We start from the raw sequence: 14,860 nt of genomic DNA on the forward strand, positions 1-14,860 counted from the left end.
GTAATCCTGCCTGAATCCGGTTTATCCGGACAAGCGTAAAGAAAAGTGAAGGCCACCCCCTATAGTTTCACATGGGCAGGCCGAAAAGAGGGGCATGAACGGCGGATGATCGCATGGATGCGGTCGGCGTGGTGCCCCGCCCGGAACGGCGCAATATTCATGGAGGAATATTATGTCTCTCGTAATCAATCACAACTTGATGGCAATGAATGCCGCCCGCAACCTCAGCTCGTCGTACGGCAGCCTGTCCACGTCCGTGCGCCGACTGTCGTCGGGTCTTCGTGTTGGCGCAGCCTCTGACGACGCGGCCGGCCTGGCCATTCGCGAACTGATGCGTTCGGACATCGCCGCCCTGAACCAGGGCGTGCGTAACGCCAACGACGCCATCTCGCTGATCCAGACCGCCGACGGCGCCCTTGGCGTCATCGATGAAAAGCTGATCCGCATGAAGGAACTGGCCGAACAGGCCGCTACCGGTACCTACACCTCGGACCAGCGTCTCATCATCGATTCGGAATACCAGGCCATGGCCTCGGAAATCACCCGAATCGCCAACTCGACGGACTTCAACGGCATCCACCTGCTCAACGGCAACCTGTCCGGTGCCACCCACGACGGCTCCGGCCTCGTGTCCACCGGCAAGCTGAAGGTCCACTTCGGCTCGGCCAACGATTGCTCGGAAGACTACTACTACATCCGCATCGGCACCTCCACGGCGTCGGCGCTGGGCGTGGGCAGCCAGGCAGCGGAAGGCAAGGGCAAGTCGATCTCCACGCAGTCTGCCGCGCAGGCCGCCCTGGAAGGCATCGAGAACGCCATCATCTCGAAGGACAAGATTCGCGCGAACCTTGGTGCGCTCCAGAACCGTCTGGAAAACACCATCAGCAACCTGCAGATCCAGTCGGAAAACCTGCAGGCCGCCGAATCGCGGATTTCGGACGTGGACGTTTCGAGCGAAATGACCGAATTCACCCGTCAGCAGATCCTGACCCAGGCTGCCGTCGCCATGCTCTCGCAGGCTAACTCCCTGCCGCGTATGGCCATGCAGCTGCTGGGCGGCTAAGGCACACACCGTAAGGTGGAGGGGTTTTGGCAGACACGCTCGACCGGGCCGCGCAAGCGGCCCGGTTTTTCTTTTGTCCGTTTGCCGCCAGCCTGTTGTTTACAGCGGTGGGGGCATGCGGCATCGTGGCGTGCTTCCCTTTCCGCATTCCCTTCCGCAGCCGTACCGCAGGAGCGTCCCATGACCGTGTCTTCCCTGCCTTCGCCGAACATGTCACCGCAGGCATCGCGGGATGGTTCCGCCAAGCCCTCACGCCTGCCGGAAATGCTGGCCGCCGTGTTCGTGGTGGTGTTCGTGGTGCTGGGCATCGCCCCGTACGACCGCACCGTGTGGTACATGGAGGTCACGCCGGTCATCGTCATCTTTCTTCTGCTGGCGGGCACGGCGCGCAAGTTCCGGTTCAGCGGCGCAGCCTACCTGCTGATGGCGGTGTGGCTGTTCTGGCATACCGTGGGCGGGCACTACACCTTCGAGCGGGTGCCATTCGACATCATTACCGACGCCTTCGGCTTTGCCCGCAACCACTTCGACCGGGTGGGGCATTTCAGCGTGGGCTTCTATGCCTACGCCTTCGCGGAACTGCTGACGCGTCGCCGCTTGGCCGGGCCGATGGTGACCATGCTTTTCGGGCTGTTCGCCATCATGGCCGTGGCCTGCGGCTGGGAAATCCTGGAATGGCTGGTGGCCGACGCCGAGGGCGGCGAGGCGGGGCTGGCCTTTCTGGGCAGCCAGGGCGACGTGTGGGATGCCCAGAAGGACATGCTGGCCGATACCTTGGGGGCCATCTTCGCGCTGGCGCTGTTCCGGCTGTGCGGCAGGCGCTGGGGCAGCATGGACCCGGTGTAGGGCGGGCTGACGGCTTGGGGGCGGGGGGATGCGCGCGTGGCCGGAGCTTGGCCGATGCGGCCCGCTGCGATGAAGATGCCCTGATGCGGGAAACCGCAGCCGGATGCGACCCGATGTTCCTTGGCGCGGCCTGACGAGGTGGCGCCAGTCCGGAGCGCCGGGCCGTTTTGGACAGCGCCGGGGAAATGCCGTATGCCGGACGGGCGCGCCGCGCGGCGTATCCGGTGGCTTTTCACCGGGCGCTGGCGGCCGACGTCATTTTTTCCGGAGCCTTGCCATGACCGCCTGCAATCCGCAGTTGAACCTTCAGGGGCGCGGCCGCCTGAAGCGTATCGTCGATTTCCTGAACGAGGCGGGCATGCTGCGCCTCACGCCGCGCACCGGCTACCAGTTTCTGGGCACCGGCAACGAGAACGTGGCCGAGCACTCCTTCCGCACCGCCATCATCGGCTACGTGCTGGCCCGCATGGCCGGGGCCGATCCTTCCCGTACCGCCATGCTGTGCCTGTTCCACGACTTCCACGAGGCGCGCATCGGCGACTTCAACTACGTCAATCGCATCTACAACACCTCGAAGCCGCGCGATGCCGTGGTGCACGCCGCCGAAGGCACCGGCCTTGAGGTGGACATGCTGGAGTTCTGGGACGACCTGGAGGCCTCGCATACGCCCGAAGCCCAACTGGCCCACGACGCGGACCAGCTGGACCTGATCCTGAACCTGAAGCGCGAACTGGACCTGGGCAACAAGTACGCGGGCAAGTGGATGGAAAGCGCGCTGGAACGGCTGCGCACCGAGGAAGGCCGCGAACTTGCCCGGACCATTGCCGAGACGGACCACACCGACTGGTGGTTTCTGGGCCCGGACCGGGCGTGGTGGGAGAGGAAGAACGGGAAGGAGTAGGGAGGGCGCTGCGCTGGCTGGATGGGGAGGGGGTGCGCGCAGTTGCACCCGGCTTCTACGAATACACGCCAGCCCTGTTGCATCCGCTCGATTTAGTTATGTCTCCGACGGGTGTGGAGGGGATGTGCGCGGTTGTATCCAGCTTCTACGAAGGCCGTCGTGCCCCTTTGACCACCCTCGATTTCGTTATGTCTCCGACGGGCAAGGGGCCATTGAACGATGGCCCCTTGCATCCCCGCGTTCCAGGGGGCTTCGCCACCCCTGGACCCCCGGCGTATCTTGCGCGGCGTCCCTTCGACGGCAGCTTCCCTCCGGCGCAGGACGCCTTCGGGTGATCTGCCGCCGGTGACGCCAATGCGCGCCTGGCTCTCGGAGCCTTGGCATAACTCCTCTGCCTTTATCCACATTCTTCCTGCACCGCATTCTTACGCCGGGCAGCTTCCCTGCGGCGCTGGCGCGCCTCGGGCGATCTGTCCGGCTGAATGCGTATGTGCGCGTATCTCTCGCAGCCTCCGTCAGACTGGAGTGTCCTTGTCCCCGTTGCGACGCATGTGCCACCGTCAAGGCACGGGGTCACATGCTTTTTCGCACATTACACGTTCTTCCTGCGCGATGTGTTCTTGGTGGTAGCTTCCTTCGGCGGATGGGAATGATGTGGTGCGCGGTTGCGCCCGGCTTCTACGAAGACAGTCCAGCCCTGTTGAACGCGTTCGATTTCGTTATGTCTCCGACGGGCAAGGGGCCATTGAACGATGGCCCCTTGCATCCCCGCGTTCCAGGGGCTCCGCCCCTTGGAACCCCGTGTCGTCCTGCACCGCATTCTTTACGTCGGGCAGCTTCCCTGCGGCGCTGGCGCGCCTCGGGCGATCTGCCCGGCTGAATGCGCATGTGCGCAAAACTCCCGCCGCCCCTATCTCACTTGGGTGCCCTTACCCTCGGGCCTGTTGCGACGCATGTGCCGCCGTCAAGGCCCGGCGTCACACGCTTCTACGCACAGCACGCTTCCCTTGAGCAACATTTGGCGCTGCGCGACGGGTCTGTCAGCTCTATCAGTGGGGCAAGGCGTCAGGACCTTCGGACACGGTGTGACATGCGCGCGGATTGCGCCCGCATCCGGAGATCGCCGCCGGAGGCTTTGCGACGGCGGAAGCTCCGGCGTTGCGGGTGCACCGCAGATCGACTGACGGTAAAGGCATAACCCGAACCGTCGGCAAGGCGACGAGAGATTCGGGCACATCGCATTCCCGTCGCCAGATCGCCCGCAGGCGCCTAGCGCCGGAGGGAAGCTGGCGGCGAAAGGAATGCGGTGCAAGATACGTTGGGGGTCCAGGGGCGGCGAAGCCCCCCTGGAGCGCGGGGATGCAAGGGGCCGCCGCTCAGCGGCCCCTTGCCCGTCGGAGACATAACGAAATCGGGGGTGGTCAAAGGGGCACGACGGCCTTCGTAGAGGCCGGGTGCAGCCGCGCACGCCGTCTCCCCTTGCCCGTCGGAGACATAACGAAATCGAGGGTGGTCAAAGGGGCACGACGGCCTTCGTAGAGGCCGGGTGCAGTCGCGCACGCCCCCTCCATACCCGTCGGAGACATAACGAAATCGAGAGTGATCAAAAGGGCACGACGGCCTTCGTAGAGGCCGGGTGCAGCCGCGCACGCCCCCTCCATACCCGTCGGAGACATAACGAAATCGAGCGTGGTCAAAGGGGCACGACTGCCTTCGTAGACGCCGTGCCCAACCGCGCACAACCTCTCCCATCCGCCGCTGGCAGCACCCACCACGCCCACCTACTCAGGATTCCTGAGCACCTCCAGCACCTCCACACGCGATGCCTGCCACGCCGGGTACGCCCCGGCCACCAACCCCAGCAGCACCGATGCCACGCAGGCCCCGACAATCAGTACCGGGTCGTACAGGTACGGAAAATCCCCCACGGCATACACCACGGTGACGATGCCCACGGCCGCCAGCACCCCCGCCGCGCCGCCCACCCCGGCCATCACCCCGGCCTCGGCCAGGAACTGGCGGATGATTACCGTGCGGCTGGCGCCCACGGCCCGGCGGATGCCGATCTCCAGCCTGCGGGCGCGTACCAGCAGGATCATGATGGACAGGATGCCCAGCGCCCCCACGGCGAACGAGATGGACGACGACAGCACGCCCAGCGTCCACACCAGATCCAGCGCCTGGTTGCGCAGCCGGGCGGAATCCTGCGCCGAGATGACCGAAAAGTCGTCCTTGCGGCTTGGCCCCATGTGGTGGCGGCGGCGCAGGATGTCGGTGACGGTGGCCTTGGCGGCGGCCTCGTCATTCTGGTCGTGCAGGTTCATGAATACGCCGCTGATCCAGTCCTGGTTGGTGAAGCGGCGCATGTACGTGGACAGCGGGGTGAACACCATTTCGTCCAGGTTGGCGCCGGTCACGTCCTGGCCCTTTTCGGGCAGCACGCCCACCACCAGCACGTTGGCGCGAAAGAAGAACACCTGCTTGCCCACGGCGTCCGCCGGGTCGCCGAACAGGCGCTGCGCGATGGCGTAGCCCAGCACGCACACCTTGGCCTGCGTGGCCTCTTCCTCGTCGTTGTAGAAGCGGCCATGTTCGGTTTCCAGCATGCGCACCTGCGCGTAGGCCGGGGGCGATGCCATGAGCTGGCTGCCCGTCTTCACCCGGCCATACCGCACCGGCATGGAGCCGCCGGCATACGGCACGCCCAGCCGCACCTGCGGCACGGACCCCAGGATTTCGCGGGCGTCCTCCAGGCTGAAGGTGGTGGTCATGCCGGTGACGCGGGTGGAACCTTCGCGCCGGAAGTTGGCCTGCCCGGACAGGGCCTGCAACAGGTTGGGGCCCAGGCGCTGCGTCTCCATGTCGGCCTTCTTGACCATGGCCTTCGAGATGTGCAGCACGGCGGTAAGCGCCAGCGCGCCCAGAAAGACCCCCAGCATGGCCAGCGCCGTGCGCATGCGGTGGGCGGCCAGCGAACGCAGGGCAATGCGCAGCCGCTGCATCACTCACCCCCGCGCAGGGCCTGGATGGGATCCAGCGCGGCGGCCTGCCGCGCCGGGCGCAGCCCGAACACCAGCCCCACCGCCGTGGCCGCGGCAAGGGCCAGCAGAAACACCTTGGCCGACAGCACCATCTCGATGAGCCCCAGACGTTCCAGCATCTGGCCCATCAGTGCGCCCAGCAGCACCCCGCCCACCGCGCCGCACAGGGTCAACGCCAGCGATTCCATGAGAAATTGCAGCAGGATGGCCCGCCCCGGCGCACCCAGGGCCTTCTTGAGACCGATCTCCACCCGCCGCTCGGTGACCGAGAGCAGGAACAGGTTGGCCAGCACGAAACCGCCCACGATCATGGCCGCCGCCGCCGTCACCCCCAGGAACAGCACCAGCCCGCCCTTGATGACGGACAGGAATTTCAGCACTTCGCGCGCGGTGAGTATGGTGAAGTCGTCGGGGTCTTCGGGCGCCAGGCGGTGCAGGTGGCGCAGCAGGCTGCGCAGGTCTTCCACGTGGGCGTCCATGCCCGCCGTGTCCTCGAACTTCACGCGCAGGGCGCGGAAGTAGCGGCGGTCCATGTTGAAGCGCTGGGTCAGCGTGGTGAGGGGAATGACCACGCGGTCGTCCACGTTGCCGCCGCCGCCGGACATGCCCCGGTACTGCATCAGTCCCACCACGGTGAACGGCACGCCGGACATCAGGAAAGTGCGGCCCACGGGGCTTTCGTCGCCGAACAGCTCGCGGGCGGGCTTGTCGCCCAGCAGGGCCACGCGGGCGCCGCGCTGCACGTCTTCCGCCGTCAGGTCGCGGCCTTCCACCAGCGGCCAGTTCCAGGCCCTGGCGTAGTTCTCGGTGGTACCCGCCACCAGCGACACGTCGTAGTTGTTGGATTCGTGCTTCAGGCGCACGTTGCCCTTGGAGCGCATGGGCAGCACGATGTACGCGCCCGGCAGCGACTGGCGGATGCGCGCCGCGTCCTCCCAGGTAAGGGTAAGGGTGCGGGCGCCCACGGCGCGGTTGACGATGTTGCCGCCGAACACCAGCACCGCGTCCGGCCCGAACATGTCGGCGATTTCGTCGGCCTTCTTGGACGCGCCGTCCACGGCGGCCACGATGACCGTCAGCGAGGCGATGCCCAGCGACACGGCGGCGATGACGAAGAAGCTGCGCAGCCGGTAGGCCAGCAGCGCGGAAAGGCCCAGCGTCGCGGCGCGCCAGCCTTCGCGCGCCAGCGCGGGCAGGCTCCGCCCGCCGAAACGGCCAGGTGCCGGACCAGTGGCCGAACCAATGGTCGGATCAGGTGCCGGGCCGGGTGCGGTGCCAGCCGGGGTGGTCATGCCGGGGCTCCACCTGCCGCCGCGCCGCCCTGCAGGCCGTCGCTTTCGATGACCCCGTCGCGGATGACGATGCGCCGCCGCGCGCGGGCGGCGGTTTCCGCGTCGTGGGTCACCACCACCACGGCCTTGCCGGTGCGGTTGATGTCCGCGAGCAGGTCCAGGATGTCCGCGCTGGTGGTGGAATCGAGCTGGCCGGTGGGTTCGTCGGCCAGGATAAGGGCGGGGTCGTTCAGCAGGGCGCGGGCCAGGGCCACGCGCTGCTGCTGCCCGCCGGAAAGGCGCGCGGGCACGAAGTCCATGCGGTCGCCCAGGCCCACGCGGTGCAGCAGGTCTTCCGCCCGCTTGCGTTGGGCACGCAGGTTCTTGTGGCTGTACAGGCCGGGCAGCAGCACGTTGTCCAGCGCCGTGGCGTAGGGGATGAGGTAGAAGTTCTGGAACACGAAGCCGGTCAGCTGGTTGCGTGCCTCCGACCGGGCGTCGTCGTCCAGGTGCGACACGTCGTGCCCGTCCAGCACGTAGCGGCCCGATGTGGGGCTGTCCAGCAGGCCCAGGATGTGCAGCAGCGTGGACTTGCCGGAGCCGGAAGACCCCTGGATGGCCACGAACTCGCCGCGCGCGATGGAAAAGCTGACGCCGCGCAGCACGTCCACGGTCAGGTCGCCCTGCGTGAAGCTGCGGGTGATGCCGGACAGCTCGACCAGCGGCGCAGCGGGCGCGCCGTCGGGAGTGGAAATGGGGGGCGTGCTCATGCCGTGCGCCCCGCTACCTGCCCGGTCGCCCGGAGCCGGGGCCGCCGCCCTGTCCACCAGATCCGCCGGAACCGCCCGGCGTCTGTTCGGGCCGCCCGCCGCCGCGCGAAGTGGGCAGCACCACCTTGGTGCCCACCACGTCGCCCTCGGCCAGCCCTTCCAGCACCTCGCTGGTCTCGGCACCGGCCAGGCCGATGCGGGGCCGCACCCGGCGGATGGCGCCATCACCCTGCACGAACACCACCTGTTCGCCGCCCACCCATTTCAGGGCCTCGTTGGGCACGGCCAGCACGTTGTCCTTCTGCTGCACCACGATGCGACACTGGGTGGTCATTTCGGGCCGCAGGTCGGTGGATGTCTGCGGGGTAAGGCGCACCAGCGCCCGGTAGTACACGATGTTGTCGCGGATTTCCGGCTGCGGGTAGATCTGGTTCACCGTGCCGCCAAAGGTGCGGCCGGGCAGCGAATCCACGCGGAATTCCACAGTCATGCCGGGGGTTATCTGGCCCACGTCGGTTTCATCCACGTAGATCCACATCTCCAGCCGGGTGGGGTCCAGCACGGTGATCAGGTTGGCCACCTGAAAGCCCGCCACCACGGTTTCGCCGCCCTGCGCCGTGACCTCGCTGACCACGCCGTCCAGCGGGGCGCGGATCACCGAATAGGACAGGCGCACGTTGGTGGCCTCCAGCGCGGACTGCGCTTCGTTCACGGCTTCGCGCGCGGTCTTGATGGCCAGCGTCGATTCGCGTTGCAGGCGGTCCAGGGTGGCCTTGCGCGCGGCCAGGGTGTTGCCGGTGGTTTCCGATTGCTGCTTCGCCTCGTCCAGGGTGTTGCGGGCGTCCAGATCCTGTTCCACCAGGGTGCGGCGGCGCTTCAGGTTCAGGGCGGCGTAGTCGTAGTCGGCCTGCGCGGCGGCCATCTGGGCTTCTGCCTCGCGGATTTGCAGGGGGTACGAGGCCTCCACGCGGGCAAGCTCGGACTGGGCCTTGCGCAGGGTGGCCTCGGCCTGGTCCTGCTGGGCGCGCTGCTCGCGGTCGTCGATTTCGGCGATGATCTGCCCGGCCTTCACCGCGTCGCCCACCTTGACGTGCATGGTGCGGATGATGCCGGTGAACCGGGTGCCGGTCTTCACGATGGCGCCCACCTCGGGCTTGATGATGCCCGTGGCGTCCAGCACCTTGCGCACGGTTGCCCGGCTGACGGTGGCGGTCTGGGTGATTTCGGTGCGGCCTTCGCGCCGCGACAGGAAGTAGGCGGCAATCAGGGCCACGGCGAGGGCGATGGCGAGGCCGATGATGATCTTCTTGCGCATGGGGTTCCCGTGTCCGTGAGGTAATGGGAGGTATGGCGGTATGGGCAGTGGGAAGGGATGGTCCCTTGGGGCAAACGTGGCGCCGTGCCGCGTTGGCGGTTCGGCCCCGCGCGTGGCGTGCGGGGGGCGGGCAATGCCGGGACTATAAGTGTTCGCGCGGCGAAGGGGAAGGGCATGCGCCGGATGTAACGGCAAGGAGCGTGATGTTGTTGCCGCATGGGGGCGGCGCGGACAGGAAAACGGCGCGGGGTGGTTGCTGGCTTTTGATTGCTGCCGCGCGGTGGTTTCCGCGCGGCTTCCGCGGCGGCCCCGTCAGCCGATGCCTGTCCGGTGGGGGGAGGGGACGCGGGCGGGCTAGTCGCCGGGCCGCAGGGCGGTCAACCTGCCCGGCTCCCCATATCTGTCCGATCCGCCAGGCCCGTCGGCCAGGCGCAGGCCAAAGCCCGCCCACAGTTCCGCCAGCAGTTCCGTGCCGGGTTCCATGTCGGGCGAACCGGCCACATGGCGGTTGCGGAAGAAGGAGTGCAACTCGCGCGCGGCGGCGGGCAGTTCGGCCCTGTGCAGCAGTTCCGCGCCGGGGGCGGCCAGATCGGGGAAGTGGTCCAGGGTGGCCCAGGCGTGGGACAGGGCCAGGGAAAGGCGCATCACCAGCGGGCGCACGGCGCGCAGGTAGGTGGCGGTATCGCCGGTGCGGGCGTGGTCGTCGGCCAACATGCGCAGCCAGGTGCGCGCGTCCGCCGAGGTGGCGTGGCCCAGGTCTGCGGCAAAGGCATGCAGCAGGGCGGTGCGGGCGCGCTCGGAAAGTTCCTGCCGCAGCACCTTGCGCAGCAGCCCGTCGCGGAAGTCCCAGGCCTTGCGGGCGGCGTCGTATTCACCGAACAGGCGCGAAACGGCGGTGAGCAGCACGGCGTGGCGGTCCTGCCGGGGAGCGCCGTCGGCAGTGCGCAGGGGCACGGGCAGCCGCCCCTTGTTCACCAGGCGGGTCAGTTCGCGCCAGTACAGGGCGTAGCGCATGTGGGCGTCGTGTTCCGGCCCGTAGATGCCGGGGTGGAAGACCAGTACCCAGCCCTGCGGGGCGGGGATGGCTGCCGTCATTGCGGTAGGGGCAGTAGGGGCAGTAGGGGCCTTGGGGGCGGTGGAGGCAGCAGGGGCAGTGGGCGCGGCAGAAGCGGAAGACGCCGTGCGCGGGCGGGGTGCGTGGCGATCCGGGGCCAGTTCGGCCAGCGCCGCGCCGAAGTCTTCGGGCACAAGGATGCGCGCAATGCGCACCACGTCGGAAAGGCCGCGTGCAGCCCCGGCGATAACGCCCAGTTCCTCCCGCGCGGCCTGGGGGCCGGTGCCGCCTTCCGGGCCGCGCAGGCTCTCCGGCAGGGTTGCTTCCACATCCACCGAAATGCGCATGGGGTGCTCCTTGCATCGCGCCACCCGCGGAATGCGGGGACGCGCCCCACCATGTAGAGGAAGCGCGAAGCCGGGTCAACCGTCCGGCGGAAGCGGTTTTCCAAGGCCCGGCGCGGGCTGCGGCCACAGGGGCTGATTTCGGAAGCGTCCGGCCCGGTTTCGGGCCGTCCCGAAAATGGACGTGCGGCAAAGTGTGCGCCGGGGGTGTTGACACTGCCGCGAGCGGATTTAGCTAATTGCCGGAAAGGGTGCGGCCATCCTGTTATATTTGCATGCCGCCGCACTGTGGCAATGGAAAATCATGAACGTGCCGAACCAAGGAGGTACCATCATGGTGATTGACTTCAGCACACTGTACGACATGCCGAAAAGTTTCGAGAGGATGTTCGACGAGATGTCGCGTTTGCATTCGTTCAGCTCGCGGCGCACTGCATACCCGTTGCTGAACGTGCATGAGAACGAAGACGGCTACACCGTGGACGTCAGCGTTCCCGGCGTGGCACCTGGAGACGTGGAACTGACCCTTACCGACCGCAACCTGATCATCAAGGGCGAGCGCAAGGCCACCGAGGGCAGATACTTCCGGCAGGAACGCCTTTCCGGCTCGTTCCAGCGCATCCTGAGCCTGAACGTGCCCGTGGACCGCGACCGCGTTTCCGCCCGCAGCGAGAACGGCATCCTGCGGGTGACCCTGCCCAAGGCCGAAGCCGTGAAGCCGCGCAAGATCGCCGTCGAAGCGCAGGCAGGAGGTGTGCAGTGATGACCGACATTACCGAACGCAACGCCAGTGTGGCCCGCACCGGTGAAACCGGCGGCGCCGAACGGTCCGCCTCGGTACGCGAAGGAAGCGCCGCGCGCATCGAGCGTTTTTCTCCCGCCACAGACATCATCGAGCAGGCCGACGGTTTTCACATCCTGATGGACCTGCCCGGTGTGCCGCCGGACGGTCTGACCATCGACCTCGAGGAGAACGAGGTCACTGTCACCGGGCGCAGCAGCTACGCCCCGGCGGGCAACGACCGGCGCATGCACGCCGAGTTCGACGCCGTGGAGTTCGTGCGCACCTTCACCCTGTCGGACATGGTGGACAGGGAGCGCATCCGCGCCGTGCTCAAGGACGGGGTACTGAACCTGTTCCTGCCCAAGGCGGAAGCGGCCAAGCCGCGGCGCATCGAAATCTCGCAGGGATAACGCCAAATTGTCTTTTTGTCCGTTGGCGTCCGACCCGAAGGGCGCGTAGCGTGCCCGTTAGGCGAGTTTGCGAGCCTTACGGGCACGCTACGCGGTCAAACGTCCCCTGCCATTGCTCTGCTGTCCTTATCCGTAAGATTCGCTTCGCTCACCTAACGGCTAAGGCTCGGTCAAATACGGTAAGAGCGCGTTGCGGTCCTCATCCGTAAGGCTCGAAGACTCGCCAACGGCTGAGGCATATTTCCTCATGGCAGGCTCGTTTTCCTCGTCAACGAACAAAAATCCTGCTTTGGCGGTCTTGAGCAAGGGCCGTCGCCCGTGATGCCATCCCCACCGTCGCAATGAAAAGGCCCCCGGCAATGCCGGGGGCCTTTTCGCATCGGGCAGGCACGCTTCGCGCCCTTCGGGTCCATTGGCCAACGGGCGCAAGGACAATCGGGGAACAGCCCCTACCGGAACCAGCCGCGCTTGTGGAAGAACCACATCATGCCTCCGGCCACCGCCAGCATGCCGCCCAGCGCCACGTAGTAGCCGTAGTCCCAGTCCAGTTCGGGCATGTGGCGGAAGTTCATGCCGTAGATGCCCGCGATGACCGAGAGAGGCATGCACACCGCCGTGAGCACGGTGAGCACCCGGATGCGGTGGTCGGTGCGGCGTTGCAGGACCAGCAGGTAGAACTGGTACAGGTCGCGCAGGCGCATTTCCAGCCGGGCCTGGCTGCGGGCCAGATGACTCTGGTTGTCCATGATGTCGCGCAGGCCCTCGCGCTGGCTGGTCAGGGGCAGGGCGGTGGCCTGTAATGTCTGGAGCGTGGCCAGGCAGTAGAACTGGTCCTCGAACTGGATGGACAGCCGGGTGATGGCGCGCTTCAGCGGCAGGATGTCGTCGGGGCTGACCGCGTCGGGGGTGTCGTCCAGTAGTTCGGCCAGCTGTTCCACGTGCGTGCGGGCTTCCATGTAGAAGTGCACGTTGGCGTCGATGCAGGCGTCCAGCAGAAAGATGAGCAGGGCCTGCACGCTGGCCTGGAGCGGCGCGTTGCCGGAGCGGATCATTTGCACCAGTTTGTCCAGCAGGGGGATGTGTTCGTCGTGCAGGGTGATCATGCGGCCCGGCAGGCAGAGCACGGTCAGGTAGCGGCCATGCAGCGCGATCCAGTCGTGGCGGGTGGGCAGGTGGACCATGATGCCCGAGGGGAACACGCTGACTTCGGGGTAGCGGCGCGGCGCAAGGCAGGCCTCGGTCACGTCGTCGGGCAGGTCGTAGGGGGCCAGGAAGCGGCCAAGGTCGTCGCGCGAGGTGGTGGTGACGTCATGCCATATTACGGCAGGCCTCGTGGACTCGGCACTGCCTGGCCATATTACGGCAGGCCCCGTGGACTCGGCACCGTTTGCCGTCATGTCGGCAGGCCTCGTGGACTCTGCACCGTCCGACGGCATGGCGGCGGACCTCGCTGGCTCGGCACCGTTTGCCGTCATGTCGGCAGGCCTCGTGGGCTCGGCCTCGTCCGATGGGATGGCGGCGGGCCTCGCGGGCTCGGCCTCGCCTGGCCACATGACATCGGGAACGGGTGCATCCACCCCGTTTGCCATGGCGGGTTCGGGCGCCCGAGGGCAGGCGCCGTTCGGCGTCACGGGCGCTTCCGTACCGGGCGGCATTGCGGCAATGGTGCAGTCCGGTGCCAGGTGCAGGGTGCGCACGCGCAGGCTGCCCATGGAGGGAACGGCATCCGGGGGAGACGTGAGGGCGGTGGTCATGGCGGCTATGCTCCGGAAAAAGCGCATCGCGCGGGTGCGTTGATGGGGGCGTGTGTACCATCATTCATGGCGTTGCGTAAGGGCGTGCGTACCGGGCACGCCCTGCGGGAGCTACCCATGCGGCCCCATGCCGACCGACGCGGACCACACGGACCACGTGGACTGGTGCCGACCAGTCCGGCCCTATCCGGCCCGATCCGGCTCGATCCGGCTTCAGTCTAGATGCCCGGGTTGCCTCCGTTTCACGCGCCGTCCGAGGGGTGCAGGCCACCCGGCAGCGTCCGACGGGTGCCTTTTGGGCTTGCCTTCGCCGCCCTGCGGGGGTAAGGAAGCCGTTCCGCAACACCCCGCCCGACCACAGGTGCCAACCTGTGGTTTTTTTGCGGCGGTGGATGCTTTGCCACGGCCATGCCGCCGGTTTTCCATAATCCCCAAACAGTTGCGTCCACGGGCCGATGCCCGCCGCGCCCGGACCGAGCGTCCGGGGGCAGTGCGTCGTCCGCCCACAGATATTGAGGACGCGTCGCGGAATGCAGGCCGCGTCGGGGGAAAGGGCCGGGTCGGCGCGCGGCGCATTGTTGCGGGGTACACGGATGCGGGCATGCACCCCGCCGGGTGCCGTTTCGTTCCCTTGCCGGGAATGGACGGCCAACGGGCGCGGGGGGGATTCATTCTTTTCCGGGACGGCGCGAACACCTGGCGGCATGGCTGCCGGGCTGCCGCGCCACCCGACAAGCGAAAGGTGTGTTGATGCGCAGTACAGGACTTGCCGCCGGGGCGATCATCGAGGCCAAGTGCACACGATGCAACGACATTACCGGCCATGTCATCGTGGCCATGGTCGGCGGTGAAGTGGTGAAGGTCGAATGCCGGGCCTGCGGCTCGGTGCACAAATACCGTCCCCAGAAAAAGGACGCCCCGCGCAATGCCGCACCCTCCGTGCGCAAGGTGCGTGCGGGTGCCACCCGCGCCGAGGCCGTGGACGTTTCCAACTCACGTTCCGAGGCCGCCCGCAAGGCTGCGGCCACCCGCGCCAATCAGCGGGCCGCGCGCGACGCCGAGGCCACCGAAGTGGCCTGGAAGGTGGCCATGACCCGCAACCCGGCGGAACACAACCGCAAGTACAGCATGAGCGAAAGCTACGAAGTGGGCGAGATCATCGACCATCCGGTGTTCGGCCCCGGCGAGGTGCGCGCCGTGGTGCGCCCCGACAAGGTGGAAATACTCTTTCAGGAAGGCCTGAAGGTATTGCGCTGCGTCTGCTAGTTTTCATGGTGCCATCTGCGCACCATCCTGCGGACAACAAA

12 protein-coding genes are annotated in these 14,860 nt (G+C 67.1%); 6 read left to right on the forward strand and 6 right to left on the reverse strand.

The genetic code is table 11. The annotated features are described in order from the left end of the window. The first annotated feature begins 172 nt into the window (after positions 1-172). The 3 genes from K6142_RS03550 (at position 173) to K6142_RS03560 (ending at position 2,810) form a co-directional block, all read left to right on the forward strand. Positions 173-1,063, forward strand: coding sequence for a flagellin (locus K6142_RS03550; protein ID WP_190243993.1), 891 nt, complete (start codon positions 173-175; stop codon positions 1,061-1,063). Positions 1,064-1,273: 210 nt separating this feature from the next. After that, positions 1,274-1,909, forward strand: a complete 636-nt coding sequence (locus tag K6142_RS03555; protein ID WP_190244022.1) for a DUF2238 domain-containing protein — start codon at positions 1,274-1,276, stop codon at positions 1,907-1,909. 277 nt (positions 1,910-2,186) lie between these two features. Beyond that, positions 2,187-2,810: an HD domain-containing protein gene (locus K6142_RS03560; protein ID WP_190243992.1), complete on the forward strand. Its 624-nt coding sequence runs from the start codon at positions 2,187-2,189 to the stop codon at positions 2,808-2,810. Positions 2,811-4,591: 1,781 nt separating this feature from the next. Here K6142_RS03560 and K6142_RS03565 read toward each other — a convergent pair. From K6142_RS03565 to K6142_RS03585, 5 genes are all read right to left on the reverse strand, one after another. Further along, the gene (locus K6142_RS03565; RefSeq protein WP_190243991.1) at positions 4,592-5,812 is read right to left on the reverse strand and encodes an ABC transporter permease; all 1,221 of its coding nucleotides are present in this window, start codon (positions 5,810-5,812) and stop codon (positions 4,592-4,594) included. Beyond that, positions 5,812-7,143 carry an ABC transporter permease gene (locus K6142_RS03570; protein WP_190243990.1) on the reverse strand — a complete coding sequence of 444 codons (1,332 nt, stop codon included), beginning with the start codon at positions 7,141-7,143 and terminating at the stop codon, positions 5,812-5,814. The genes K6142_RS03565 and K6142_RS03570 overlap by 1 nt, the downstream gene beginning before the upstream one ends. Beyond that, a complete protein-coding gene (locus K6142_RS03575) occupies positions 7,140-7,892 on the reverse strand; it encodes an ABC transporter ATP-binding protein (RefSeq protein WP_190243989.1) in 753 nt (250 codons plus the stop codon). The genes K6142_RS03570 and K6142_RS03575 overlap by 4 nt, the downstream gene beginning before the upstream one ends. 13 nt (positions 7,893-7,905) lie before the next feature. Beyond that, the gene (locus K6142_RS03580; RefSeq protein WP_190243988.1) at positions 7,906-9,207 is read right to left on the reverse strand and encodes an efflux RND transporter periplasmic adaptor subunit; all 1,302 of its coding nucleotides are present in this window, start codon (positions 9,205-9,207) and stop codon (positions 7,906-7,908) included. Positions 9,208-9,561: 354 nt separating this feature from the next. Then, positions 9,562-10,608 carry a hypothetical protein gene (locus tag K6142_RS03585; RefSeq protein ID WP_190243987.1) on the reverse strand — a complete coding sequence of 349 codons (1,047 nt, stop codon included), beginning with the start codon at positions 10,606-10,608 and terminating at the stop codon, positions 9,562-9,564. Positions 10,609-10,939: 331 nt separating this feature from the next. On the opposite strand from K6142_RS03585, the gene K6142_RS03590 reads away from it, so the two are divergent. Continuing rightward, positions 10,940-11,368 carry an Hsp20/alpha crystallin family protein gene (locus tag K6142_RS03590; protein WP_015946578.1) on the forward strand — a complete coding sequence of 143 codons (429 nt, stop codon included), beginning with the start codon at positions 10,940-10,942 and terminating at the stop codon, positions 11,366-11,368. After that, positions 11,368-11,799: an Hsp20/alpha crystallin family protein gene (locus K6142_RS03595; protein WP_015946579.1), complete on the forward strand. Its 432-nt coding sequence runs from the start codon at positions 11,368-11,370 to the stop codon at positions 11,797-11,799. Before K6142_RS03590 ends, K6142_RS03595 begins: the two co-directional genes overlap by 1 nt. 449 nt (positions 11,800-12,248) lie before the next feature. Here the strand turns inward: K6142_RS03595 and K6142_RS03600 are convergent, their stop codons facing one another. Beyond that, on the reverse strand, positions 12,249-13,196 hold the full coding sequence (locus tag K6142_RS03600) for a magnesium transporter CorA family protein (protein WP_190244021.1): 948 nt from the start codon (positions 13,194-13,196) through the stop codon (positions 12,249-12,251). Positions 13,197-14,303: 1,107 nt separating this feature from the next. Here K6142_RS03600 and K6142_RS03605 point away from each other — a divergent pair. After that, positions 14,304-14,819, forward strand: a complete 516-nt coding sequence (locus K6142_RS03605; protein WP_190243986.1) for a hypothetical protein — start codon at positions 14,304-14,306, stop codon at positions 14,817-14,819. The last annotated feature ends 41 nt before the right edge of the window (positions 14,820-14,860 follow it).

This window comes from Nitratidesulfovibrio sp. SRB-5, from assembly GCF_019931275.1.
In the GTDB taxonomy this organism is placed as follows: Bacteria; Desulfobacterota; Desulfovibrionia; order Desulfovibrionales; family Desulfovibrionaceae; genus Cupidesulfovibrio.

Bases quoted from the DNA above. Each gene is read 5' to 3' on its own strand.
- K6142_RS03550 (WP_190243993.1), top strand. From the start codon at position 173: ATGTCTCTCGTAATCAATCACAACTTGATGGCAATGAATGCCGCCCGC.
- K6142_RS03555 (WP_190244022.1), top strand. From the start codon at position 1,274: ATGTCACCGCAGGCATCGCGGGATGGTTCCGCCAAGCCCTCACGCCTG.
- K6142_RS03560 (WP_190243992.1), top strand. From the start codon at position 2,187: ATGACCGCCTGCAATCCGCAGTTGAACCTTCAGGGGCGCGGCCGCCTG.
- K6142_RS03565 (WP_190243991.1), bottom strand. From the start codon at position 5,812: ATGCAGCGGCTGCGCATTGCCCTGCGTTCGCTGGCCGCCCACCGCATG.
- K6142_RS03570 (WP_190243990.1), bottom strand. From the start codon at position 7,143: ATGACCACCCCGGCTGGCACCGCACCCGGCCCGGCACCTGATCCGACC.
- K6142_RS03575 (WP_190243989.1), bottom strand. From the start codon at position 7,892: ATGAGCACGCCCCCCATTTCCACTCCCGACGGCGCGCCCGCTGCGCCG.
- K6142_RS03580 (WP_190243988.1), bottom strand. From the start codon at position 9,207: ATGCGCAAGAAGATCATCATCGGCCTCGCCATCGCCCTCGCCGTGGCC.
- K6142_RS03585 (WP_190243987.1), bottom strand. From the start codon at position 10,608: ATGCGCATTTCGGTGGATGTGGAAGCAACCCTGCCGGAGAGCCTGCGC.
- K6142_RS03590 (WP_015946578.1), top strand. From the start codon at position 10,940: ATGGTGATTGACTTCAGCACACTGTACGACATGCCGAAAAGTTTCGAG.
- K6142_RS03595 (WP_015946579.1), top strand. From the start codon at position 11,368: ATGACCGACATTACCGAACGCAACGCCAGTGTGGCCCGCACCGGTGAA.
- K6142_RS03600 (WP_190244021.1), bottom strand. From the start codon at position 13,196: ATGACGGCAAACGGTGCCGAGTCCACGGGGCCTGCCGTAATATGGCCA.
- K6142_RS03605 (WP_190243986.1), top strand. From the start codon at position 14,304: ATGCGCAGTACAGGACTTGCCGCCGGGGCGATCATCGAGGCCAAGTGC.